Here is a 21933-nt window from a genome sequence, read left to right on the forward strand (position 1 = left end):
CTCAGCCAAATCCACTTTGACCTGAATCAGATACGGCGTGGCCTCCCTGGCCTGCAATGCCTGGTGAAATGAACAAAGAACCGCCCGGAGCCTGCGGACTAAAGCCCCTGCATCATTTTGCGCACACCCGCCACATGTCGACGGCTGACAATCAGCGCGTCACCGTTGAGGCCCTTGAGGAACAACTGGAAGTGGCCCAGCGGTGTGCGTTGCAGTCGCTCGATGCGGTCGCGGGCGACCAGCGCATTGCGGTGGATCCGCACGAAGCGCTCGCCGAATTCGTCTTCCAGCGCCTTGAGCGGCTCATCCAGAAGGACTTCGCCAGCTTCGTGGCGCAAGGTCACGTATTTGTGGTCGGCAATGAAGTACACCACCTGATCCAGCGGGATCAGTTCGATGCCTTTGCGGGTCCGGGCGCTGATGTGGCTGCGCGGGCCGTTACCGCTTTCGGCGGCAGGACGGGTCAGGGCCGAGAGTTGGGCCCGGTTGGGACGTTCAGCCCGTTTCAGGGCGTCATGCAGATGTTCGGTTCGCACGGGTTTCACCACATAGCCCACGGCGCTGGCCTGCAGGGCTTCCACGGCAAATTCATCGGGACCTGCGCAAAACACCACGGCTGGCGGGGTTTCGCGTTCGCACAGACGGGCAGCCACCTGCAGGCCATCGAGGCCCGGCATGCGGATATCGAGCAGTACGATATCCGGCTTGTGGCTGTCGATCAGTGCCAACGCCTCTTCGCCATTGGTGGCGCTGGGCTCCAGGATTGTGTAGCCCTCGAGCTCGCTCACCATTCGGCTGAGTCGCTCGCGGGCCAGTGGTTCGTCATCAACGATCAGGACATTCATATTGCGCTGGATTCCTGCGTGAGTCTCGCACAAGGATAGCGTAGACAAGTGGAGTGACGTCCGTCACCGCGATCCACGCTAAGACTAGCGCGAGCGCCAAAAAGTGCCGTACGTCGGCCGGCAATATTTGCCGACACCTGCAACGTACCGCCCGACGCCCGTCGCCGACTGCGTTTTACGCAGGGTATGCCAATGGCCAATACACCCACCCCTCTCTCTTCTTATAGTCGGTGGCCGGATCTTTGCCCGATCCGTGGTCACCCGACCCCTATGTCCTACTGTAGACGCTCGTCGGGCGGATATTGCTCAATCGAAAAATATCCTTGCGCAAATCCCCCGGGGACGCCGACAACTATGGCGGAGCGAATGAGAAAAAAACGTATCGACCAGTGTCAGCGACAGGATTGGCAACCCTGTTATTATCCGCGCCAGCGTTTCACGCCTTCTTTCTTCAAGCCGATACGAGCGAATTCATGAGCACTGACAAGACCAATCAGTCCTGGGGCGGCCGCTTCAGTGAACCCGTCGACGCCTTCGTCGCCCGCTTCACCGCCTCCGTCACTTTCGACCAGCGCCTGTATCGCCACGACATCATGGGCTCGATCGCCCACGCCACCATGCTGGCCAAGGTCGGCGTGCTGACGGATGCCGAGCGCGACAGCATCATCGATGGCCTGAAGACCATCCAGGGCGAAATCGAGGCCGGCCAGTTCGACTGGCGCGTCGACCTCGAAGACGTGCACATGAACATCGAGGCACGCCTGACCGACCGCATCGGCGTCACCGGCAAGAAGCTGCACACCGGCCGCAGCCGCAACGACCAGGTCGCCACCGACATCCGCCTGTGGCTGCGTGACGAAATCGACCTGATCCTGAGCGAAATCACCCGCCTGCAAAAAGGCCTGCTGGAGCAGGCCGAGCGTGAAGCCGCCAGCATCATGCCGGGCTTTACTCACCTGCAGACCGCTCAGCCGGTGACCTTCGGGCACCACATGCTGGCCTGGTTCGAAATGCTCAGCCGCGACTACGAGCGCCTGGTCGACTGCCGCAAGCGCACCAACCGCATGCCGCTGGGCAGCGCCGCACTGGCCGGCACCACTTACCCGATCGACCGCGAATACACCGCGCAACTGCTGGGCTTCGACGCCGTCGGCGGCAACTCGCTGGACAACGTGTCCGACCGCGACTTCGCCATCGAATTCTGCTCGGCCGCGAGCATCGCGATGATGCACCTGTCGCGCTTCTCCGAAGAGCTGGTGCTGTGGACCAGCGCGCAGTTCCAGTTCATCGATCTGCCGGACCGTTTCTGCACCGGCAGCTCGATCATGCCGCAAAAGAAAAACCCGGATGTGCCGGAGCTGGTACGCGGCAAGACCGGTCGGGTATTCGGCGCCCTGATGGGCCTGTTGACCCTGATGAAAGGCCAGCCGCTGGCCTACAACAAGGACAACCAGGAAGACAAGGAACCGCTGTTCGACGCCGCCGACACCTTGCGCGACTCGCTGCGTGCCTTTGCCGACATGATCCCGGCGATCAAACCGAAACACGCGATCATGCGCGAAGCGGCGCTGCGCGGTTTCTCCACCGCCACCGACCTGGCCGACTACCTGGTTCGCCGTGGCCTGCCGTTCCGTGATTGCCACGAGATCGTCGGCCATGCCGTGAAGTACGGCGTCGACACCGGCAAGGATCTGGCGGAAATGAGCCTGGAAGAACTGCGCCAGTTCAGCGACCAGATCGAGCAGGACGTGTTTGCCGTGCTGACCCTGGAAGGTTCGGTAAATGCCCGTGACCACATCGGCGGCACTGCGCCGGCGCAGGTCAAGGCTGCCGTGGTTCGCGGTCAGGCGCTGATCGCCAGCCGCTAAAAGTCAAAGCTTCGCGAGCAAGCCCGCTCCCACATTCGATCTGCTGCGAACACCGAACAGGTGTCCAATCGAGATCAAGTGTGGGAGCGGGCTTGCTCGCGAAAGCCATCTCGAAAACTCCAAAAAATTACTTCTTCGCTGCGATCATCGCCAAAAACGCCGGCATCGCCGCATCCTTGTCCGCCGCAATCTTCTGCACGTGCGGATTCTGCTCAAGCCGCTCCAGCAGTGCCTTGGCCTTCGGCATCTGCGCCAGCAAATCCAGACCGAACAGCTTGTGCCCCACCGCAACTGCCAACGGCACGCTGTAGAGGAAGTACAAATCCGCAATAGTCAGGCTGTCGCCCGCCACATACGGAGCGAACTTGCCGTGACGTGCCAGCGCCGCAAAACCCAGCAGCAATTCAGCCTTGGTTTTCTCCTTGATCGCCTCCGGGAGTGCCATGCCAAAAAACGCCTCGCCATAGCAGGCACGGGCCGGCAGTTCGATATACAGCTCGATCTCCTTGGCCACTGCCAGCACCTGAGCACGGGCAAACGGCTCGGCCGGCAGCAGTGGAGCACCCTTCTGGGTGCTTTCGAGGTATTCGAGCATCACCATCGTTTCATTGATGTAGCCACCTTCGGCCCCCAGCACCGGCACCTTGCCGCGCGGGCTGATGGCCAGGGACTCCGGCGTTGGCGTCGGGTAGAACGTGACCTCTTCGAACGGCAGGTCTTTTTCCAGCAGCGCCAGCTTGACCATGTTGTAGTAGTTGCTGACGGAGAATCCATAGAGCTTGAACATCACATAGCCTCCAGGCCGTGCGGGGTGGGCAGTGCCTGTTTATAGATCGCACCAGGGATTCGCGCCAGCAGCATCACGCCGCTGAATGCGGGTAAACTGGCGCCTTTCCTTGAGGAGCCTGCCATGAGCGAGCCGACTGACATCGACAATGATGAAGAAGAGTTCACCGAATCGACGCTGATCGAAGCGATCGAGAACCAGATCGAAAGCGACAACCCGCCAGCGGCCAAGGCAACCTTCAACAAGCTGACGCTGGTCGGTTACGAGCGTGATGACATCCTGAATCTGATGGCCCACGTGCTGGCCTACGAAATCGACGCGATGCTCGACGAAGACCGCGCGTTCGATACCGAGTGGTACGAAACCGCGCTGCGCGCACTGCCCGAGCTGCCACCGGAAAAGCAGTAAACGGCCCCGCCCTGTGGGAGCCCGCCTGCTCCCACACAATTTGTCACCCATCTGCGCGGTCTTCTGCCGCTCCCTGACTACACTGGAAACCACCCCGCGACAAAAACCCTGACACGCGCACTGGACAGGCCGCGCCGGCAGGTTCACCTTAGGGGCGCTGTCGTCCAATTCCTAGAAAGTCTGGAGTCCTTATGTCGCTTACCCCTGAGTTGGTTGCCGAACTGGAAGTCCTCGCACTCTTCAACCTGGACAGTTCCCAGGAAGGTCTGAAAATTCATCAGACCGCTGCCCCGAAGCACATTGCCGCCGCACAACGCCTGTTCGAAAAAGAACTGACAGACCAGCCTGATGGCGGTTACCTGACCAGCCTCGGTCGCGATGCCGCACAAAACGTGCAAACCGTACTGACGATTCTCAAAGAGCAGCAAACCGCCTGATCCTCCCGACTTTGCCCACGGAAACCCCTGTCACGGGATTTCCGCGGGCCAGCCATGAACGTCGTCCATCACCGCGCGATAGAAATCTGACGTCAAAAAACAAATTCAGCTTAAAACTCCTGCCGCTCAGGCGCTAAACTCCCGGACACCCGAGACCCTTTGCCTCCGAGCCCTGCGCGCCGGTTTGAGCCGACATGACCCGCACCCATGAAATCCGCCCCGACCTCGACGAAGGCATCGACCGCAAGGTACTCAGCCAGCTACGTGCACGCTTTCTGAAACTCAATGAAGGCCGCCTGAACCGGGCGCGGGAAGGACTGTCGACGCGCCAGCAAAGTGTGCTGACGCTGCTGCCGCTGTTTTTTCACGTTAATCATCCGCTGCTGCCAGGTTATGTCTCGGGCAGCACGCCAACCGGGCTGTCGAATTACGAGCCTGACGCCGAGGCGCTCGCCGAAGCCCAGCGCCTGACCCGCTCGTTCTCCTACAAACCGCGTCACGGCAGCAACCCGCCACGGCCGATTCACGGCCTGTTCCTGATGGGCAGCCTCGGCACCCTGGCCCAGGCCGACCAGAGCGACATGGACGTGTGGGTCTGCCACGCCCCCGACCTGAACGACGGTGAACTCGCCGAGCTGCGCAAGAAATGCCAGTTGCTCGAAACCTGGGCTGCCAGCCAGGGGGCCGAAGCGCACTTCTTCCTGATCGACCCGGCGCGTTTCGTCAAAGGCGAACGCGACACTCAACTCAGCTCCGAAGATTGCGGCACCACCCAGCACTATCTGCTGCTGGACGAGTTCTACCGCACCGCGATCTGGCTCGCCGGCCGCACGCCGATCTGGTGGCTGGTGCCGGTCTATGAAGAACATGCCTACGACGCGTACACCCACACCCTGATTTCCAAACGTTTCATCCGCAACGATGAAACCCTCGACCTGGGGCCGATGGCGCACATTCCGCCGGGCGAGTTCGTCGGCGCCGGGCTGTGGCAACTGTTCAAGGGCATCGAGTCACCTTACAAATCGGTGCTCAAGCTGCTGCTGACCGAGGTCTACGCCAGCGAGCATCCACATGTGCAGTGCCTGAGCCTGCGCTTCAAGCAGGCGGTGTTCGCCAACCGGCTGGATCTCGACGAGCTGGATCCGTACATGGTGGTCTACCGCCGGATCGAGGAATACCTTACTGCGCGCAATGAGCCGGAACGCCTTGAGCTGGTTCGACGGGCGCTGTACCTCAAGGTCAACCGCAAGCTCACCGGCAACAGCCGAACCCAGAGTTGGCAGCGCTCACTGCTGGAAAGACTGGCCAGCGAATGGCATTGGGATCAGCGGCAACTGACGCTGCTCGACAGCCGCAGCCAGTGGAAAGTCCGCCAGGTCAGCGCCGAACGCCGGGCGCTGGTCAACGAACTCAATTACAGCTATCGCTTCCTGACCCAGTTCGCCCGCGCAGAGCAGACCGTCAGCCTGATCAACAAGCGCGACCTCAACGTTCTCGGACGGCGCCTGTATGCGGCGTTCGAGCGCAAGGCGGACAAGGTAGAGTTCATCAATCCCGGCATCGCCCCGGACCTGGCCGAAGACACGCTGACCCTGGTGCAATCGCCGAACAAAAAGGAACCGGGCCAGACCCAGTGGGGCCTTTACAACGGCAGCCTGACAGCGCTGGAGTGGGAACACTTCGCACCGATCAAGCGCAGCCGCGAGTTGCTGGAATTGTTGACCTGGTGCCACCGCAACGGCGTGATCGACAGCAGCACCCGACTGGCCCTGCACCCCGGCACCAGCGACATGAGCGAGTTCGAGCTGTTCAACCTGCTCGGCAGCCTGCAACAGAGTATCCCCCTACCCTTGCCGACCGTTGCCGAAGAACCGCTGCTGCGCGCCGCCGTACCGAACGAAGTCTTGATGCTGGTGAATGTCGGGGTCGATCCGCTCAAGCATCACCGCGACCTGAACATCCTGATGACCACCGAGCGTACCGATTCGCTGAGCTACGCCGGTGTGCGCGAGAACCTGGTGTTGACCTTGGATCAGGTCACGCTCAACAGCTGGAACGAAGTGCTGGTCAACCGCTTCGATGGCCCGCATGCCCTGATGGACTGCCTGCGCGATTACCTCAACAATCTGCCGCGCGGAGCGCAACAACCCTCGCTGCGAGTGCGCTGCTTCTGTCACAACCGCGCGCAATTCATCGCGCGCCGGGTGGAAGAAATAATCGACACCGCGCAGACCCTGTTGCTCAGCGACCTGAATCACCGCTACCTGATCCAGGTGCAGCAGCATTACCACGTGCTGGAACTGGTGCCGGGCCAGGTCAGCCATGTCGCCCTCGCCACCCTGCCGGCGCTGCTCGATTACCTGGGCGAGGAGCAACCGCGCTACAGCCCGCTGCACCTGGACCCGATGGCGCTGGAAGACCACGACCTGGCGCTGATCCTGCCGATGGGCCAGCCTGAATGCATTCAGGTGTTCTACCGGATCACCGAACAAACCGCCGAGCTGTACGTGCTCGATGAGTTCAACGCGCTGTGGCAACAGCACTTGCCCTTTCACGACGAGCAAAGCCTGTTGGTGCCATTGCAGCGGTTCCTGCAGTCGATCCAGTTCCGTCGCGAAGCGCTGCTGCCAATGAATTCGAACCATGCCGCCAGTCTTGAAATCTTGTATTACCAGTTATTGCCATCAGGACCGGGACGCGCGCGACGGGTCGAAATGCGCCCGGCGCCGCAGACGCCGGTCAACAAACCGTTCTACGACGTGCAGGCGATCGTCGGCAAAGCCGCGCCCGGCGAAGTGCAGGTCACGCTGTATTGCAATCAACGGGAATTCAGCGAGCTGGAACATGGCGATCAGCTGTTCAGCGTGGTCGCCCGGGAGATCGTCGGACAGCGCCGGGAAACCGAGCGCTACCGCTGCTACATCACCGACCTGGACCTGTCGGGCGTGATCGGTGACGGGCAGAGTTCGAGCAATCTGTATCTGCGTTACAAGGCCGACCTTGAACGCTCTCTGAACGAGGCGCTCGAGCAGGTCTGACGCGGGTTACTCCGGGAAATCACCGCCGTTGGCCGGCTGCGATTCGACTTCGAGCAAAGTCAGTTTCAGGGTCTTGCCACCCGGAGCCGGCCAGTCGATGTGCTGACCAACCTTCAGCCCCAGCAGCGCACTGCCGACCGGGGCCAGGATCGAGATTTTGCCTTCGTCGGCGTTGGCGTGCTTCGGATAGACCAGGGTCAGGTGGTAGTCCTTGCCGCTGCTTTCTTCGCGGCAGTGCACACGGGAATTCATCGTCACGACATCGGCAGGCACTTCATCGTGACCGACCAGTGTATCGGCGCGGTCCAGTTCGGTTTGCAGCGCGATCACGCCCGGCAGCGTGTCATCCAGGCTGTCGATCAGGCGCTCCAGACGTTGCACGTCCAGACGGGTAAGGGTGATGGAAGGTGCGGTCATGATCCGGGCAGACTCCTTTCTTCTGCACACAAAAAAAGCAAAACCCCGCCAAAAAAGACGGGGTTTTCACCAGGCCTCGATGGGTTGAGGCGTTTCCGGACACTACCACAGCTCAAAAAATATACAAGCTACGCTCCGGTGAGCTGCCGGCGCTGAGCCGCTTGCGCACAAATCACCCGACGGCGCTCGTCATCGGCCGAACGCCACTCGCGAATATCTTCGACATGGCGCATGCAACCGAGGCAGACCTTCTGCTCATCCAGCCGGCACACGCCGGTGCACGGCGAAGGCACGGCCGGGCTGACGTTGCTGTAGAGCGGCTTCGGCGGACGGACGGGCGCAGTATCAGTCACGAAATCACAGGCCTTCGAAATCGAATTCGGTGCCAGCCTGCTGCTTGACGATGCGCTCGAGCATTTCGCCCAGCTGTTCTTCGCTCTTGTCGCACATCCAGCGTTCGCTTTCTTCGTCGTAGTCGAAGTGGAAACCGCCAGACACGGCGGCCAGCCACAGCTGCCGCAACGGTTCCTGACGACTGAAGATCAGCTGCGTGCCGTTCTCGAACTTGACGGTCAGCACACCGGCCGAGTTCTCCATGTCGATGTCCAGGTCGCTGTCGTCGAAGATGTCTTCCAGTTTTTCCTGGGTTTCATCGACCAGATCGTGGAAACGGGCTTCGGACAAACTCATTGCGGCAACCTCAAAAAATGTCTGATCAGGCTCAAGCGCCGCAAGATACGGACGCCGCCGGCCGATTGCAAAGGATAACGACCAAGCGCCCTGCCCGGCGACGAAATATCCACCCGTCACGCGGGAAAAGTTTCCGCGCCGCAGCCCGAGCCCCGCCGGACGGGAGTTCCGTCGCATAGGCAAGCTGCCGGGTGGCCGGTATACTCCGGCGCAATTAACGCATTTTCAAGGATTTCGCCATGAAGCGCCTGATCTCTTCCCTTGCTGCGCTCGTCGCGGTTGCCTGCCTTGTTTCGGCTTGTGGTCAAAAAGGCCCGCTGTACCTGCCCGATGAAGATCAGGACCCGGCCGAGCAAGCCCAGTCTTCGCAAAAGCAGCCTGTCTCCAAGGCACACAAGCACGACGTTTACTAAGGGATCGCCATGGACGCTTTTAACTACCGTGGCGGGGAACTGTTCGCGGAAGGTGTGGCGCTGTCCGCCATCGCCGATCGCTTCGGCACACCGACCTACGTCTACTCCCGCGCCCACATCGAGGCCCAGTACCTGGCCTACGCCGATGCGCTGGCCGGCATGCCGCACTTGGTGTGCTTCGCGGTCAAGGCCAACTCCAACCTCGGCGTCCTGAATGTCCTGGCCCGCATCGGCGCCGGTTTCGACATTGTCTCCCGTGGCGAGCTGGAACGTGTTCTGGCCGCCGGCGGCAGCCCGGACAAGATCGTGTTCTCCGGCGTCGGCAAGACCCGTGACGACATGCGCCGTGCGCTGGAAGTCGGCGTGCATTGCTTCAACGTCGAATCCACCGACGAGCTCGAGCGCCTGCAAGTGGTCGCCGCCGAGCTGGGCGTTCGCGCGCCGATCTCGCTGCGCGTGAACCCGGACGTCGATGCCGGCACCCACCCGTACATTTCCACCGGTCTCAAAGAGAACAAGTTCGGCATCGCCATCGCCGACGCCGAAGACGTGTACGTGCGTGCCGCGCACCTGCCGAACCTGGAAGTGGTCGGCGTCGACTGCCACATCGGTTCGCAACTGACCACTCTGCCGCCGTTCCTCGATGCCCTTGATCGCCTGCTGGATCTGGTCGATCGCCTTGGCGATTGCGGCATCCACCTGCGCCACATCGATCTCGGTGGCGGCCTGGGTGTGCGTTATCGCGACGAAGAGCCGCCATTGGCTGCCGATTACATCAAGGCTGTGCGCGAGCGTCTGGTTGGCCGTGATCTGGCGCTGGTGTTCGAACCGGGCCGCTTCATCGTCGCCAACGCCGGCGTGCTGCTGACTCAGGTCGAGTACCTCAAGCACACCGAGCACAAAGACTTCGCCATCGTCGACGCGGCCATGAACGACCTGATCCGCCCCGCGCTGTACCAGGCCTGGATGGACGTGACCGCGGTCAAACCGCGCGACACCGCTGCACGCAAGTACGACGTGGTCGGCCCAATCTGCGAAACCGGCGACTTCCTCGCCAAGGAACGCGAGCTGGCGCTGGAAGAAGGCGATCTGCTGGCCGTGCATTCGGCCGGTGCCTACGGTTTCGTGATGAGCTCCAACTACAACACCCGCGGCCGTGCCGCCGAGGTGCTGGTGGATGGCGATCAGGCCTTTGAAGTGCGTCGCCGCGAAACCGTGGCCGAGCTGTTTGCCGGCGAAAGCCTGCTGCCGGAGTAACCCCATGCTGCTGCGTTTTACCAAGATGCACGGCCTGGGCAACGACTTCATGGTCCTCGACCTGGTCAGCCAGCACGCGCATATTCAGCCCAAGCACGCAAAAATGTGGGGCGACCGGCACACCGGCATCGGTTTCGACCAGTTGCTGATCGTCGAAGCGCCGAGCAATCCGGATGTGGACTTCCGTTACCGGATCTTCAACTCCGACGGTTCCGAAGTGGAGCAGTGCGGCAATGGTGCGCGCTGCTTCGCCCGCTTCGTGCTCGACAAACGTCTGACCGCCAAACGGCAGATCCGCGTCGAGACCAAGGGCGGCATCATCGAACTGGACGTGCGTAACGACGGCCAGATCGGCGTGAACATGGGCGCCCCGCGCCTGGTGCCAGCGGACATTCCGTTCCAGGCGCCGGAGCAGGCCCTGAGTTATCAGGTCGATGTCGACGGTACGCCGGTCGATCTGGCGGCGGTGTCCATGGGCAACCCCCATGCGGTGCTGCGAGTCAGCGATATCAACACTGCACCGGTGCATGAACTGGGGCCGAAAATCGAACACCATCCGCGCTTTCCGGCGCGAGTCAACGTCGGTTTTCTCCAGGTCATCGACCGCCACCGCGCACAACTGCGCGTCTGGGAACGCGGCGCCGGGGAAACCCAGGCCTGCGGCACCGGTGCCTGCGCTGCTGCTGTAGCTGCGATCAGTCAGGGGTGGATGGATTCGCCACTGTTGATCGACCTGCCGGGCGGGCGCCTGTCCATTGAGTGGGCAGGCCCCGGCCAACCGGTGTTGATGACCGGCCCGGCAGTGCGCGTATACGAAGGACAAGTGCGTCTTTGAGTGAGCAGAAGCCATGACCGATAAGCCTCAGGTACCCGCCCGACAGTCCGGTGAATCAGCGTCCGAGAGCCTGGAGGCGGCAGCGGTTGCCGCGTACCTGGAGGCCCATCCGGACTTTTTCGTCGAGCATGAAGAACTGCTGCCGTCCCTGCGCATCCCCCATCAGCGCGGCGATACCGTCTCGCTGGTCGAGCGTCAGATGGCCATCCTCCGCGACCGCAACATCGAGATGCGTCACCGCCTCTCGCACTTGATGGACGTCGCCCGGGACAACGATCGCCTGTTCGACAAGACCCGTCGCCTGATCCTCGCCCTGATGGACGCTGCCACCCTGGAAGATGTGGTGATCAGCGTCGAAGACAGCCTGCGTCAGGATTTCCAGGTGCCCTTCGTCAGCCTGATCCTGCTCGGAGACAACCCGGCCCCGGTCGGCCGCTGGGTGACCCACGCCGACGCGCAGACCGCCATCGGCGGCCTGCTCACCGAAGGCAAGAGCGTCAGCGGCAGCCTGCGTGAACACGAACTCGACTTCCTGTTCGGCGAAGAGCAACGCAAGCAGATCGGCTCCACCGCCGTGGTCGCCGTCAGCCACCAGGGCATCCACGGAATCCTGGCCATCGCCAGCCGTGATCCGCAGCACTACAAGAGCTCGGTCGGCACGCTGTTCCTCAGCTACATCGCCGAAGTCATGGGTCGCGTGCTGCCACGGGTCAACAGCTCCCTGCGCTCGGTACGCTGAGCATGGAACGACAACTGGACGCTTACTGCGAACACCTGCGCAGTGAGCGGCAGGTGTCGCCACACACGCTGTCGGCCTACCGCCGCGACCTCGACAAAGTCCTCGGCTGGTGCAACAAACAAAACATCGGCAGCTGGCAGGCCCTGGACATCCAGCGCCTGCGCAGCCTGATCGCCCGCCTGCATGCCCAGGGCCAGTCGTCGCGCAGTCTGGCGCGCCTGCTCTCGGCCGTGCGCGGGCTCTATCACTATCTGAATCGCGAAGGCCTCTGCGACCACGATCCGGCCACCGGCCTGGCACCGCCCAAAGGCGAGCGCCGGCTGCCGAAAACCCTCGACACCGACCGCGCCCTGCAACTGCTCGAAGGTGCGGTCGAGGACGATTTCCTGGCTCGACGTGATCAGGCGATTCTGGAGCTGTTCTATTCCTCCGGCCTGCGCCTGTCGGAGCTGACCGGGCTCAATCTCGATCAGCTCGATCTGGCCGACGGCATGGTTCAGGTACTCGGCAAGGGCAGCAAGACGCGCCTGTTGCCGGTCGGCAAGAAGGCCCGGGAAGCGCTGGAACAATGGCTGCCACTGCGGGCTCTGACCAATCCGGCAGACGACGCCGTATTCGTCAGCCAGCAAGGCCGACGCCTTGGCCCGCGAGCGATTCAGGTGCGGGTCAAACTGGCCGGCGAGCGCGAACTGGGGCAGAACCTGCACCCGCACATGCTGCGGCACTCCTTCGCCAGCCATTTGCTCGAGTCCTCTCAGGATCTGCGCGCGGTGCAGGAATTGCTCGGCCACTCGGACATCAAGACCACCCAGATCTATACCCACCTGGACTTCCAGCACCTGGCGGCGGTCTACGACAGCGCCCACCCACGGGCCAAACGCATGAAAGGCGACGATTCATGAGCATCCAGTTGATCACCTTCGACCTCGACGACACCCTGTGGGACACCGCTCCGGTGATCGTCAGCGCCGAAGCGGTTTTGCGCGAATGGCTGAGCGAACATGCGCCGAATCTGGGCGCGGTGCCGGTGGAGCATCTGTGGTCGATCCGCGAACGGGTGCTGGCCAACGAGCCGGGACTCAAGCACCGCATCAGCGCGCTGCGCCGGCGGGTGCTGTTCCATGCGCTGGAGGAAGCCGGATACGCCCACAGCGAAGCGTCGGATCTGGCAGACAAGAGTTTTGAAGTGTTTCTGCATGCGCGGCATCAGATCGATGTGTTCCCGGAGGTCGAGCCGATCCTGGAAACCCTCGCCAAACACTACGCTCTCGGGGTGGTCACCAATGGCAACGCCGATGTCCGTCGTCTCGGGCTGGCGGACTATTTCAAATTTGCGTTGTGTGCCGAAGACATCGGCATCGCCAAGCCGGATGCGCGACTGTTCCATGAAGCGTTGCAGCGCGGTGGCGTGAGCGCCGAAGCGGCGGTGCATATCGGCGATCACCCGGGGGACGACATCGCCGGGGCGCAGCAGGCCGGTCTGCGAGCGATCTGGTTCAACCCCGCCGGCAAGGTCTGGGAAGCGGAGCGCCTGCCGGATGCCGAGATTCGCAGTCTTAGCGATCTGCCCGCGGTGCTCGCCCGCTGGAACAGCCGCGGCTGATTTTCTTTCGCCCATGAAAAAGCCCGCAGCGACGGCGGGCTTTTTCAGCAAGCAAGCGCCACGCCTCAGATAGGGCGGCTGCCGTACTTGTTGTCCGGCTTCTTGGGCGGATCGGCGACCACGTTGGCCTCCACTTCCTGAACCTTGCCACCGCGCGCAAGGAACTCTTCCATGGCCTTGGCCAGGGCATCGCGCTCCTTGTTCTTGGCTTCGATGCTCGGCAACTCGTCGACCGATACCGCCGCCTTGGCCTTGCCTTTTGCAGCCGGGGCCGGCGTATCGTCACCGCCATCGTCGTCAGCAACGTCTTCCGCTGCTGCTTCCAGACCTTCCTCGGCCTCGTCTTCGTCGCCTACTTCGAGGTCGTCGTTTTCCAGATCATCGTCGCTCATGTTCTACCTCATGACTTGCGAAAAGCAGATTAGTTATAGACCAGCTTTGGCGACTGTCGAAAGTCGCCGGAAAAAAATCAGTAACCATTGGTGACCAACGGTTTATGCCCCTTCACCGTGCAAGGTGGCGAGGACTTTACGGGCACCGCCATGATCACGGTGCTCGCCCAGGTAAACGCCTTGCCAGGTGCCCAGTGCCAGTCGGCCCGCCGTTACCGGCAAACTGATCTGACAGCCCAGCACGCTGGCCTTGAAGTGCGCCGGGAGGTCGTCCAGGCCTTCGTCGTTATGCTCATAGCCGTCTGTTCCTTGTGGGATCAGACGATTGAAAAATCGTTCGAAGTCGCGACGTACCGCCGGATCGGCGTTCTCGTTGATGGTCAACGACGCCGAGGTATGCTGCAGCCACAAATGCAACAGACCGACCCGGCATGCCTTGAGTTCAGGCAGACCGGCGAGCAACTCGTCCGTCACCAGATGAAAGCCCCGGGGCCGTGCCCGCAGGGTTATCAGAGTCTGTTGCCACATACAGTTCTCCGCACGTTCGGGGCGCATTCTAGCGCGCTCTGGAAAAAAACAAAGGCCCTAATATTCCTTCAATGATGTAAGCCTTTGGCCGCAGAAAAACACTCGTCGTAAACACGACCAAAGCAGTACGAAAAATCCTTTCAGCTGTATCAGGGAAGACAAATTCCAGATAAAAAAATGCCCGGCAAGCCGGGCAAGTTTTTTGCGGCGCGTGCTTACAGGTTGTAGCCGCGCTCGTTGTGTTGTGCCAGATCCAGGCCGACCGATTCTTCTTCCTCGGTCACACGCAGACCCATCACGGCATCCAGCACCTTGAGGATGATGAAAGTGACGATGGCGGTGTAGATCACGGTGAAGCCGACGCCTTTGCACTGAATCCAGACTTGTGCGGCGATGTCGGTGACGGTGCCGAAGCCACCCAGCGACGGTGCGGCGAACACACCGGTCAGGATCGCGCCGAGGATACCGCCGATACCGTGCACGCCGAAGGCGTCCAGGGAGTCGTCATAACCGAGTTTGCGTTTCAGGGTGGTGGCGCAGAAGAAGCACACCACGCCTGCTGCCAGACCGATCACCAGTGCGCCCATCGGGCCCACGGTGCCAGCGGCCGGAGTGATCGCGACCAGACCTGCAACGACGCCGGATGCGATACCCAGTGCGCTTGGTTTGCCGTGGGTGATCCACTCGGCGAACATCCAGCCCAATGCAGCAGCAGCGGTAGCGATCTGAGTGACCAGCATCGCCATGCCGGCGGTGCCGTTGGCGGCCGCAGCGGAACCGGCGTTGAAGCCGAACCAGCCGACCCACAGCATCGCCGCGCCCATCAGGGTGTAACCCAGATTGTGTGGCGCCATCGGAGTGGTCGGGAAACCTTTGCGTTTACCCAGTACCAGGCAGGCGATCAGACCGGCCACACCGGCGTTGATGTGCACCACGGTGCCGCCGGCGAAGTCGAGCACGCCCCAGTCCCACATCAGGCCGCCGTTGCCGGACCAGACCATGTGCGCGATCGGTGCATAAACCAGGGTGAACCAGATGCCCATGAAGATCAGCATCGCGGAGAACTTCATCCGCTCGGCGAACGCACCGACGATCAGCGCCGGAGTGATGATCGCGAAGGTCATCTGGAAGGTGATGAACACCGCCTCGGGGAACAGCGCCGCCGGGCCGGTCAGGCTCGCTGGCGTAACACCGGCAAGGAACGCCTTGCCGAAACCGCCCACGAACGAGTTGAAGTTGACGACGCCCTGCTCCATGCCGGTGGTGTCGAACGCGATGCTGTAGCCATAAATGACCCACAGGACGCTGATCAGACCGGTAATGGCGAAGCACTGCATCATCACGGAAAGAATGTTTTTCGATCGAACCATGCCGCCGTAGAACAGCGCGAGGCCGGGAATGGTCATGAACAGCACGAGGGCTGTGGAAGTAAGCATCCAGGCAGTGTCGCCGGAATTCAGGACTGGGGCTGCCACTTCGTCTGCCGCCATGGCCAGGCCGGGCATTACGATAGACAACAGGGCTCCTAGCCCTGCGAATTTACGCAGAGTCATATTGTTTTCTCCTGGGGCGTTGGGTTTGTGGCGGCGTTTAGATCGCGTCGGTATCGGTTTCGCCGGTACGGATGCGGATCGCCTGTTCCAGATTGACCACGAAGATCTTGCCGTCACCGATCTTGCCGGTGTTGGCAGCCTTGGTTATCGCCTCGATAACCCGATCCAGATCCTTGTCGTCGATGGCAACGTCGATTTTCACCTTGGGCAGAAAATCGACCACATACTCCGCGCCGCGATACAGCTCGGTGTGACCCTTCTGCCGACCGAAGCCTTTGACTTCAGTAACGGTAATGCCCTGCACGCCGATTTCGGACAGCGACTCGCGCACGTCGTCCAACTTGAACGGCTTGATGATGGCAGTGACTAGCTTCATGAAACTCTCTCCCGAATTGGTGGACTTGCCCCAGGAAAACAAACCCGACTCAAGTCTAAGCGCAGTGCCTGGCTTTGTAACGCTTCGTTGTCGACGCCAGCTAACCGCTCCAGACGAAACTCCCCGCTCCGTCTGCCGCACTGCATTCGTCACAGCGACTGCATCAGTGCATGGGTCGAAGGTGACTAAGCAGAAAGCTTGCCATCTCGCCAAAAACCACTGATTTCAATCCCTTGGCCGCTGCCACAGATGCCATCACCCAAATGGCACTCCGGATACGCACAACAACGGTGCGTGGCCGTGCATCCCGTTGCGCGAAAAGCGTGCATCCGTGCCTGCGCCAATGACTATAGACACTGCGTGATACACTGCCGGCCATTGTTTCCAGGACATATCCCATGCTCGCGCCCAAAGACTTCCTCGACGCCCTGAGCGGCACCGCCTCCCGCCTGTTCAGCGGCGACACGCCCTTGCCAAAAGCCGAAATCGAAAGCCAGTTCAAGATGCTGCTGCAAAGTGCCTTCAGCAAACTCGACCTGGTGAGCCGTGAAGAGTTTGACAGTCAGATGGTGGTGCTGGCGCGCACTCGCGCCCGGCTCGAGAGCCTTGAGGCGAAGGTGGCGGAGCTGGAAGCGAAGCTGACGCCGCCGGCTGATTGAGTCCTCATCCCAGCCTGCAATTGGTTGGCGGAATTTCGTTGATGCTTGTGCCAGCGATCAAACCTGCATAACCTCAGCAAACGTGAGTGTGTTCACTAAGGACGCGCAGGCCTTGGCCTCACCGAAGCCTGCAACTGAAAACCGTCTCCTCAAGGCGGTTTTTTTTCGCCTCGAGATAGCTGCAATAATCGGTTTTCTGAGGAGTAGTCACAGCAACTGTTCAGCTCCCCGCCGTACGACCTTGGATTCAGATCAAGCGCAATGCGCCAGCCACTCCACTTGATCACGGACGGAAGCTCCTCTCTAAACTTCAGCTTTTCGCAAATCGTAAGTCGACTGAAGATTCATCCAGAACTCAGGCGTGGTGTTGAGGTGAATGGCCAGCCTGATTGCCAGATCGGCGCAGATCCTGAGCTGGCATTTCACAAGCTTCTCGATCTCGGTTTCAGGCCAGTTTGTGGGCATGGCCAAGTCCATGACAGTCATGCCCAACGGCTCCCAGTTGCCGTTACGTACGGACCTGAGCTTGAGCCAAGTGGTCTGTTAGCAGGCAGAAGATGAATGCATAGGCCCGCACAACCGCTTTCTGATACGTCTTGTAAACCTCTACTCAAACGCTAGAACCCCGCTCAACTACCCTTCAAAAACCCGCAGGAAGCGGCCCCCGATTCAACTCAAGGAACGACCATGTCCCTCGCCATCGTCCACAGCCGCGCCCAGATTGGCGTGGATGCCCCCGCCGTCACCGTCGAAGTCCACCTGGCCAACGGCCTGCCCTCGCTGACCATGGTCGGCCTGCCCGAAGCGGCGGTGAAGGAAAGCAAGGATCGGGTGCGTAGCGCGATCATCAATTCCGGGCTGCAGTTTCCGGCGCGGCGGATCACGTTGAATCTGGCGCCGGCGGATCTGCCCAAGGATGGCGGGCGGTTCGATCTGGCGATTGCGCTGGGGATTCTGTCGGCGAGTGTGCAGGTGCCGACGTTGACGCTCGATGACGTGGAATGTCTGGGTGAACTGGCGTTATCCGGCGCAGTCCGGGCGGTGCGCGGGGTTTTGCCGGCGGCGCTGGCGGCACGCAAGGCCGGGCGGACGCTGGTGGTGCCACGGGCGAATGCCGAGGAGGCTTGTCTGGCGTCGGGACTGAGGGTGATTGCGGTGGATCATCTGCTGGAGGCTGTGGCGCATTTCAACGGGCATACGCCAGTCGAGCCTTATGTCTCGGACGGGCTGATCCATGCTGCCAAACCTTATCCCGACCTGAATGAAGTACAGGGCCAACTGGCGGCCAAACGGGCGCTGCTGATTGCCGCTGCCGGCGCCCACAACCTGCTGTTCAGCGGGCCACCGGGGACGGGCAAGACATTGCTGGCCAGTCGTTTGCCAGGGCTGCTGCCACCGCTGACCGAGAGTGAAGCGCTGGAAGTGGCGGCGATTCAATCCGTCGCCAGTGGCGCGCCGCTGACTCATTGGCCGCAACGCCCGTTCCGCCAACCGCATCACTCGGCTTCCGGGCCGGCATTGGTCGGTGGCAGTTCAAAACCTCAGCCCGGCGAAATCACCCTCGCCCACCATGGCGTGCTGTTTCTCGATGAGCTGCCCGAGTTTGATCGCAAGGTGCTGGAGGTGCTGCGCGAACCGCTGGAATCCGGCTGCATCGTGATCGCAAGGGCCAAGGAACGGGTGCGGTTTCCCGCGAGATTCCAGCTGGTCGCGGCGATGAATCCCTGCCCCTGTGGATATCTCGGCGAACCGAGCGGCAAATGCTCATGCACACCGGACATGGTGCAGCGCTATCGCAACAAACTGTCGGGGCCGTTGCTGGACCGGATCGATTTGCACCTGACAGTAGCGCGGGAGGCGACAGCGTTGAACCCTGCCGTGAAACCGGGAGAGGACAGCGCCAGCGCGGCCACATTGGTCGCCGAGGCCCGCGAGCGTCAGCAAAAACGCCAGGGCTGTGCCAATGCGTTTCTCGATTTGCCGGGGCTGAAGAAGCACTGCAAGTTATCCACAGCCGATGAAACCTGGCTGGAGTCAGCCTGTGAGCGACTGACCCTGTCGCTGCGTTCAGCACATCGGCTGCTCAAGGTTGCACGGACACTGGCCGATATAGAGAAGGTTGATGCCATATCACGTGAGCATCTGGCCGAAGCGCTGCAGTATCGCCCAGCGACGCAATGACGGGATGGACAGGCAGCTTAGAGGCGACCTGTGCCAGCTGAAAATAAAGTCCGCACGCGCTGATAGCCATTAGCCAAGATGTGATATAACGACGGCGCTGTTCATCAGGCGCCAGAGCTTTTAGTTAAAAACTTCAAACTTTAAAGCAATATAAAATGGAGGCGACACATCATGGAAAAGAACTCTTCAGCCCAGCGGGCGCAATACACTTAATCAATAAAATCATCATGAGACGGCAGACTTAAAACAACTGTCGATGACAGATTTTCAATGGCGAACGCGTCAAGACAATATCAATCAGTTGTCTACGCGCAATCCAGCTGATCCAACTTTTTTGCCACGGCAAATTTTAAAAGTACAAGTCATTAATGAAAAACGTCTATTTGATCAGCAATGTCACCCGTGGCGGAAAAACCTACCTCGAATACCTGATCCCGGCGCTCAATGCCCTGCGCCACGCCTACAACTGCATCGTGCTGCAGACCGACAAGACCGGCCTGAGCAGGCAGGAGGCAGAAGAGATCCTTGACTATCCGGTTGAGCAGGTTGAAGTCGAAGTCATCGCGAACCTGGCCTCGCAAGTCGTCATTTCAAACGATGCCTGGATTGGCCGACTGCTCGACGATTCGAACTTCGGTATTTTCCTGACCCACGGCAATGTGGGAATGCCGACCAAAGACAAGTATTACTACGCCGAACTGACGTCCTATTGGGATGTGGTCATTTCTTCGTCCCGATCGGGTTTTGATCTGATCAGATCGGGCCTGCAACGCTACAGACCCGACAGAAAGGCCCTGAAATCGCTGATTGCCGATGGCATAGCCTTGCGCTCCGACCTGCGCAAGACCAGTCCGGTCGCGACTCTGCCCATCAAGGTTCCGAAATTCTTTGAATCCGCTCCCGGGTCAAACAAGGCGTCGGATGATTTCGTTGTCGGACTGCTGCCGACCCAACTGGGAATCTGCCCAAGCGGCGCCTCCCTGTACGAGAACCTGCAAACCGTGATCAACGCGGTCAAATCACAGATCCCTCACGCCCGGTTCATCCTGCGTCCGTACATGGCCGACCTTCAGCATCCAACCCTGAAGGACCTGTGCAACCAGCTCTCGGCGTATGAATGGATCACCATCGACACGACAGGCACCAGCAGCACGGTTTTCTATCAACAGTGCGACACCATCATCACCGATGCCTCGACCGGCGGTGTCTCGTTCATGCTCAACACGTGCAAGCTGCCGATCTATTACGTTCCGACGACCGACGAGTCCAACCCGACCGTCGACGTCTGGCTGCAGCAAATGAACAACTTGCTGCCCATCGCCAAAAACGGCGAAGAACTCAAAGAGCTGGCACTCGGTTTCAGCCTGATGTCCCCTGAAGACTGCTACTTCATTTACAAAAAGTTCTATGAGCGTCAATACAGCAACTTGCCATTACCGCAGGATGTGTTTCACGACTTGATTGAAAACAGGCACGACTCGATGTTCTGCCAACTAACCATCGACTCTTTTGGCAACATTAAAGAGCGTGATTGAACTTGCATTGCGTGTTGAACCGGCCACGGCTTCATCACGCCAGGTATCCAAACCGGACACTGGTCAGAACGCTATGAAATGTAACCCTCACGCACAGGTAATCTGGATTACGGGCCTTTCAGGCGCCGGAAAGTCAACGCTGGCCGGTGATCTCGTTACCCGTCTGCGCAACCGCGGGGAATCGGTCGTGATGCTCGACGGCGACGAGCTGCGCGAGGTGTTCGGCGCCACCGCAGCCAGCTCGCAGAACCATGGCCGCGAAGGGCGACTCGCGTTGGCCATGCAATACGCCCACCTCTGCAGAATGATCGCCGCACAAGGCCACACCGTGGTGATCGCAACGATTTCGCTGTTTCGTGAAGTTCATGCGTGGAACCGTGCCCACCTGCCTGGCTATTTCGAGGTTTACCTCAAAGTACCAGTAGAGGAACTCGGTCGCCGGGATCCCAAGGGCATCTACCGCCGGTTTCATGCCGGTGAACTGCACAACGTTGCCGGTCTCGACTTGCCTGTGGATGAACCGCAGGCAGCGGACTGGCTGGTCGAATTCGACCCGCTGCGCTCCAGGCAAGACCTGGCAGACGATCTACTCAATAAAATTCACACAAGGAATCCGGCATGAAAACCGAATGGGATTACACCACCCTGGCCGACGCTTACCTGAAGCGCCCTGACTACGCCGATGCTGCCATCGATGCCATGCTCTCGATCGCAGGGGCCGAACAGGGCGACAAATTCTGTGACGTCGGCGCCGGTGTTGCACACCTGACGCTGATGCTCGCCGCTCGCGGTCTGGACGTCACCGCCGTGGAGCCGAACGACGCGATGCGCGCCAACGGCATCAAGCGCACTGCCGAGCTGTCCAATGTCAAATGGCACGAAGGCACTGGCGAAGCGACTGGGCAAACGACCCAGGCGTTCGACATGGTCACCTTCGGCAGCTCGTTCAACGTCTGCGACCGCCAGCAGGCCCTCAAGGAAACCGCGCGCATTCTCAAGCCTCGGGGCTGGTTCGCCTGCATGTGGAACCACCGCAACCTCGAAGACCCGATCCAGGCCCGGATCGAAGCCATCATCAAGGATCGCGTACCCGGTTATGGCTACGGCACCCGCCGCGAAGACCAGACGGCCGTGATCGACGCCAGCGAACTGTTCGGCCCGGTCGTGCACCTGGATGCCCGCGTCATTCACGAGCAAAGCATCGAAGAATGCCTGGAAGCCTGGCGCTCCCACGCGACGCTGGAGCGTCAGGCCGGTGCGAATTTCCATGAAGTGATCAGCGCCATCGACGACTACCTCAAAGGCCTGAAGACGCCTTCGATCCAGATTCCGTACTCGACGAACATTTGGGTTGCCCAGCTGAGATAACGCC

General features: G+C 60.7%; 25 protein-coding genes. 15 read left to right on the forward strand and 10 right to left on the reverse strand.

Going from position 1 to position 21933, the window contains the following annotated elements:
- Positions 1-98: 98 nt before the first annotated feature.
- Positions 99-845, reverse strand: a complete 747-nt coding sequence (locus tag ACKUG4_RS11525) for a LytR/AlgR family response regulator transcription factor (protein WP_039765284.1) — start codon at positions 843-845, stop codon at positions 99-101.
- Between the two features lie 473 nt (positions 846-1318).
- Between ACKUG4_RS11525 and argH the strand changes: the two genes are divergently transcribed.
- On the forward strand, positions 1319-2713 hold the full coding sequence (gene argH, locus ACKUG4_RS11530) for an argininosuccinate lyase (RefSeq protein WP_011336517.1): 1395 nt from the start codon (positions 1319-1321) through the stop codon (positions 2711-2713).
- 127 nt (positions 2714-2840) lie between these two features.
- Here the strand turns inward: argH and ACKUG4_RS11535 are convergent, their stop codons facing one another.
- Positions 2841-3500 carry a glutathione S-transferase family protein gene (locus tag ACKUG4_RS11535; RefSeq protein ID WP_064600340.1) on the reverse strand — a complete coding sequence of 220 codons (660 nt, stop codon included), beginning with the start codon at positions 3498-3500 and terminating at the stop codon, positions 2841-2843.
- Between the two features lie 123 nt (positions 3501-3623).
- Here ACKUG4_RS11535 and ACKUG4_RS11540 point away from each other — a divergent pair, with 123 nt between their 5' ends.
- The 3 genes from ACKUG4_RS11540 (at position 3624) to ACKUG4_RS11550 (ending at position 7383) form a co-directional block, all read left to right on the forward strand.
- Positions 3624-3908 (forward strand): hypothetical protein, encoded by a 285-nt coding sequence (locus ACKUG4_RS11540; protein ID WP_064379885.1) that lies wholly within the window; start codon positions 3624-3626, stop codon positions 3906-3908.
- A 191-nt stretch (positions 3909-4099) separates the two neighbouring features.
- Positions 4100-4345 carry a TIGR02647 family protein gene (locus tag ACKUG4_RS11545; RefSeq protein WP_007951883.1) on the forward strand — a complete coding sequence of 82 codons (246 nt, stop codon included), beginning with the start codon at positions 4100-4102 and terminating at the stop codon, positions 4343-4345.
- Between the two features lie 194 nt (positions 4346-4539).
- Complete coding sequence (locus ACKUG4_RS11550) at positions 4540-7383, forward strand: class I adenylate cyclase (protein ID WP_445434044.1); 2844 nt, start codon at positions 4540-4542, stop codon at positions 7381-7383.
- 6 nt (positions 7384-7389) lie between these two features.
- Here ACKUG4_RS11550 and rnk read toward each other — a convergent pair whose 3' ends face one another.
- The 3 genes from rnk to cyaY all read right to left on the reverse strand — a co-directional run bounded on the left by rnk (position 7390) and on the right by cyaY (position 8490).
- Positions 7390-7800 (reverse strand): nucleoside diphosphate kinase regulator, encoded by a 411-nt coding sequence (gene rnk, locus ACKUG4_RS11555; RefSeq protein WP_064379882.1) that lies wholly within the window; start codon positions 7798-7800, stop codon positions 7390-7392.
- 128 nt (positions 7801-7928) lie between these two features.
- On the reverse strand, positions 7929-8153 hold the full coding sequence (locus tag ACKUG4_RS11560) for a DUF1289 domain-containing protein (RefSeq protein WP_064600343.1): 225 nt from the start codon (positions 8151-8153) through the stop codon (positions 7929-7931).
- Between the two features lie 4 nt (positions 8154-8157).
- Positions 8158-8490, reverse strand: a complete 333-nt coding sequence (gene cyaY, locus ACKUG4_RS11565; protein WP_007951887.1) for an iron donor protein CyaY — start codon at positions 8488-8490, stop codon at positions 8158-8160.
- Positions 8491-8729: 239 nt separating this feature from the next.
- On the opposite strand from cyaY, the gene lptM reads away from it, so the two are divergent.
- Genes lptM through ACKUG4_RS11595 form a run of 6 tightly spaced genes read left to right on the forward strand, consistent with a single transcriptional unit; the run spans position 8730 to position 13337 of the window.
- Complete coding sequence (gene lptM / locus ACKUG4_RS11570) at positions 8730-8903, forward strand: LPS translocon maturation chaperone LptM (protein WP_007951888.1); 174 nt, start codon at positions 8730-8732, stop codon at positions 8901-8903.
- Between the two features lie 9 nt (positions 8904-8912).
- A complete protein-coding gene (gene lysA / locus ACKUG4_RS11575; RefSeq protein WP_064600345.1) occupies positions 8913-10160 on the forward strand; it encodes a diaminopimelate decarboxylase in 1248 nt (415 codons plus the stop codon).
- Positions 10161-10164: 4 nt separating this feature from the next.
- Entirely contained in the window at positions 10165-10995 is an 831-nt protein-coding gene (dapF, locus tag ACKUG4_RS11580) for a diaminopimelate epimerase (protein ID WP_011336523.1), read from the forward strand.
- Between the two features lie 13 nt (positions 10996-11008).
- The gene (locus tag ACKUG4_RS11585) at positions 11009-11734 is read left to right on the forward strand and encodes a DUF484 family protein (protein WP_007951894.1); all 726 of its coding nucleotides are present in this window, start codon (positions 11009-11011) and stop codon (positions 11732-11734) included.
- 2 nt (positions 11735-11736) lie between these two features.
- Complete coding sequence (gene xerC, locus ACKUG4_RS11590) at positions 11737-12636, forward strand: tyrosine recombinase XerC (protein WP_007951897.1); 900 nt, start codon at positions 11737-11739, stop codon at positions 12634-12636.
- Positions 12633-13337, forward strand: coding sequence for an HAD family hydrolase (locus ACKUG4_RS11595; protein ID WP_445434045.1), 705 nt, complete (start codon positions 12633-12635; stop codon positions 13335-13337). Before xerC ends, ACKUG4_RS11595 begins: the two co-directional genes overlap by 4 nt.
- Positions 13338-13402: 65 nt before the next feature.
- On the opposite strand, the gene sutA is transcribed toward ACKUG4_RS11595, so the two are convergent.
- The 4 genes from sutA to glnK form a co-directional block, all read right to left on the reverse strand.
- Positions 13403-13729 carry a dormancy-specific transcriptional regulator SutA gene (sutA, locus tag ACKUG4_RS11600; RefSeq protein WP_007964546.1) on the reverse strand — a complete coding sequence of 109 codons (327 nt, stop codon included), beginning with the start codon at positions 13727-13729 and terminating at the stop codon, positions 13403-13405.
- 102 nt (positions 13730-13831) lie between these two features.
- Positions 13832-14257: a secondary thiamine-phosphate synthase enzyme YjbQ gene (locus ACKUG4_RS11605; protein WP_039765261.1), complete on the reverse strand. Its 426-nt coding sequence runs from the start codon at positions 14255-14257 to the stop codon at positions 13832-13834.
- A gap of 215 nt (positions 14258-14472) precedes the next feature.
- Positions 14473-15810, reverse strand: coding sequence for an ammonium transporter (locus tag ACKUG4_RS11610; RefSeq protein WP_007951904.1), 1338 nt, complete (start codon positions 15808-15810; stop codon positions 14473-14475).
- Between the two features lie 37 nt (positions 15811-15847).
- Complete coding sequence (gene glnK / locus ACKUG4_RS11615; RefSeq protein WP_002555808.1) at positions 15848-16186, reverse strand: P-II family nitrogen regulator; 339 nt, start codon at positions 16184-16186, stop codon at positions 15848-15850.
- A gap of 398 nt (positions 16187-16584) precedes the next feature.
- Between glnK and ACKUG4_RS11620 the strand changes: the two genes are divergently transcribed.
- The gene (locus ACKUG4_RS11620) at positions 16585-16845 is read left to right on the forward strand and encodes an accessory factor UbiK family protein (RefSeq protein ID WP_445434046.1); all 261 of its coding nucleotides are present in this window, start codon (positions 16585-16587) and stop codon (positions 16843-16845) included.
- A gap of 303 nt (positions 16846-17148) precedes the next feature.
- Here the strand turns inward: ACKUG4_RS11620 and ACKUG4_RS11625 are convergent, their stop codons facing one another.
- Entirely contained in the window at positions 17149-17337 is a 189-nt protein-coding gene (locus tag ACKUG4_RS11625; protein ID WP_445434047.1) for a HigA family addiction module antitoxin, read from the reverse strand.
- A 195-nt stretch (positions 17338-17532) separates the two neighbouring features.
- On the opposite strand from ACKUG4_RS11625, the gene ACKUG4_RS11630 reads away from it, so the two are divergent.
- The 4 genes from ACKUG4_RS11630 (at position 17533) to ACKUG4_RS11645 (ending at position 21929) form a co-directional block, all read left to right on the forward strand.
- On the forward strand, positions 17533-19026 hold the full coding sequence (locus tag ACKUG4_RS11630; protein ID WP_236187563.1) for a YifB family Mg chelatase-like AAA ATPase: 1494 nt from the start codon (positions 17533-17535) through the stop codon (positions 19024-19026).
- A gap of 368 nt (positions 19027-19394) precedes the next feature.
- Positions 19395-20561: a hypothetical protein gene (locus tag ACKUG4_RS11635; RefSeq protein WP_085647041.1), complete on the forward strand. Its 1167-nt coding sequence runs from the start codon at positions 19395-19397 to the stop codon at positions 20559-20561.
- 73 nt (positions 20562-20634) lie between these two features.
- Entirely contained in the window at positions 20635-21183 is a 549-nt protein-coding gene (locus ACKUG4_RS11640; protein ID WP_064600359.1) for an adenylyl-sulfate kinase, read from the forward strand.
- Positions 21180-21929: a class I SAM-dependent methyltransferase gene (locus tag ACKUG4_RS11645; RefSeq protein ID WP_236187564.1), complete on the forward strand. Its 750-nt coding sequence runs from the start codon at positions 21180-21182 to the stop codon at positions 21927-21929. Before ACKUG4_RS11640 ends, ACKUG4_RS11645 begins: the two co-directional genes overlap by 4 nt.
- Positions 21930-21933 lie beyond the last annotated feature (4 nt).

It is taken from the genome of Candidatus Pseudomonas auctus (assembly GCF_048654275.1).
GTDB lineage: Bacteria > Pseudomonadota > Gammaproteobacteria > Pseudomonadales > Pseudomonadaceae > Aquipseudomonas > Aquipseudomonas pharyngis.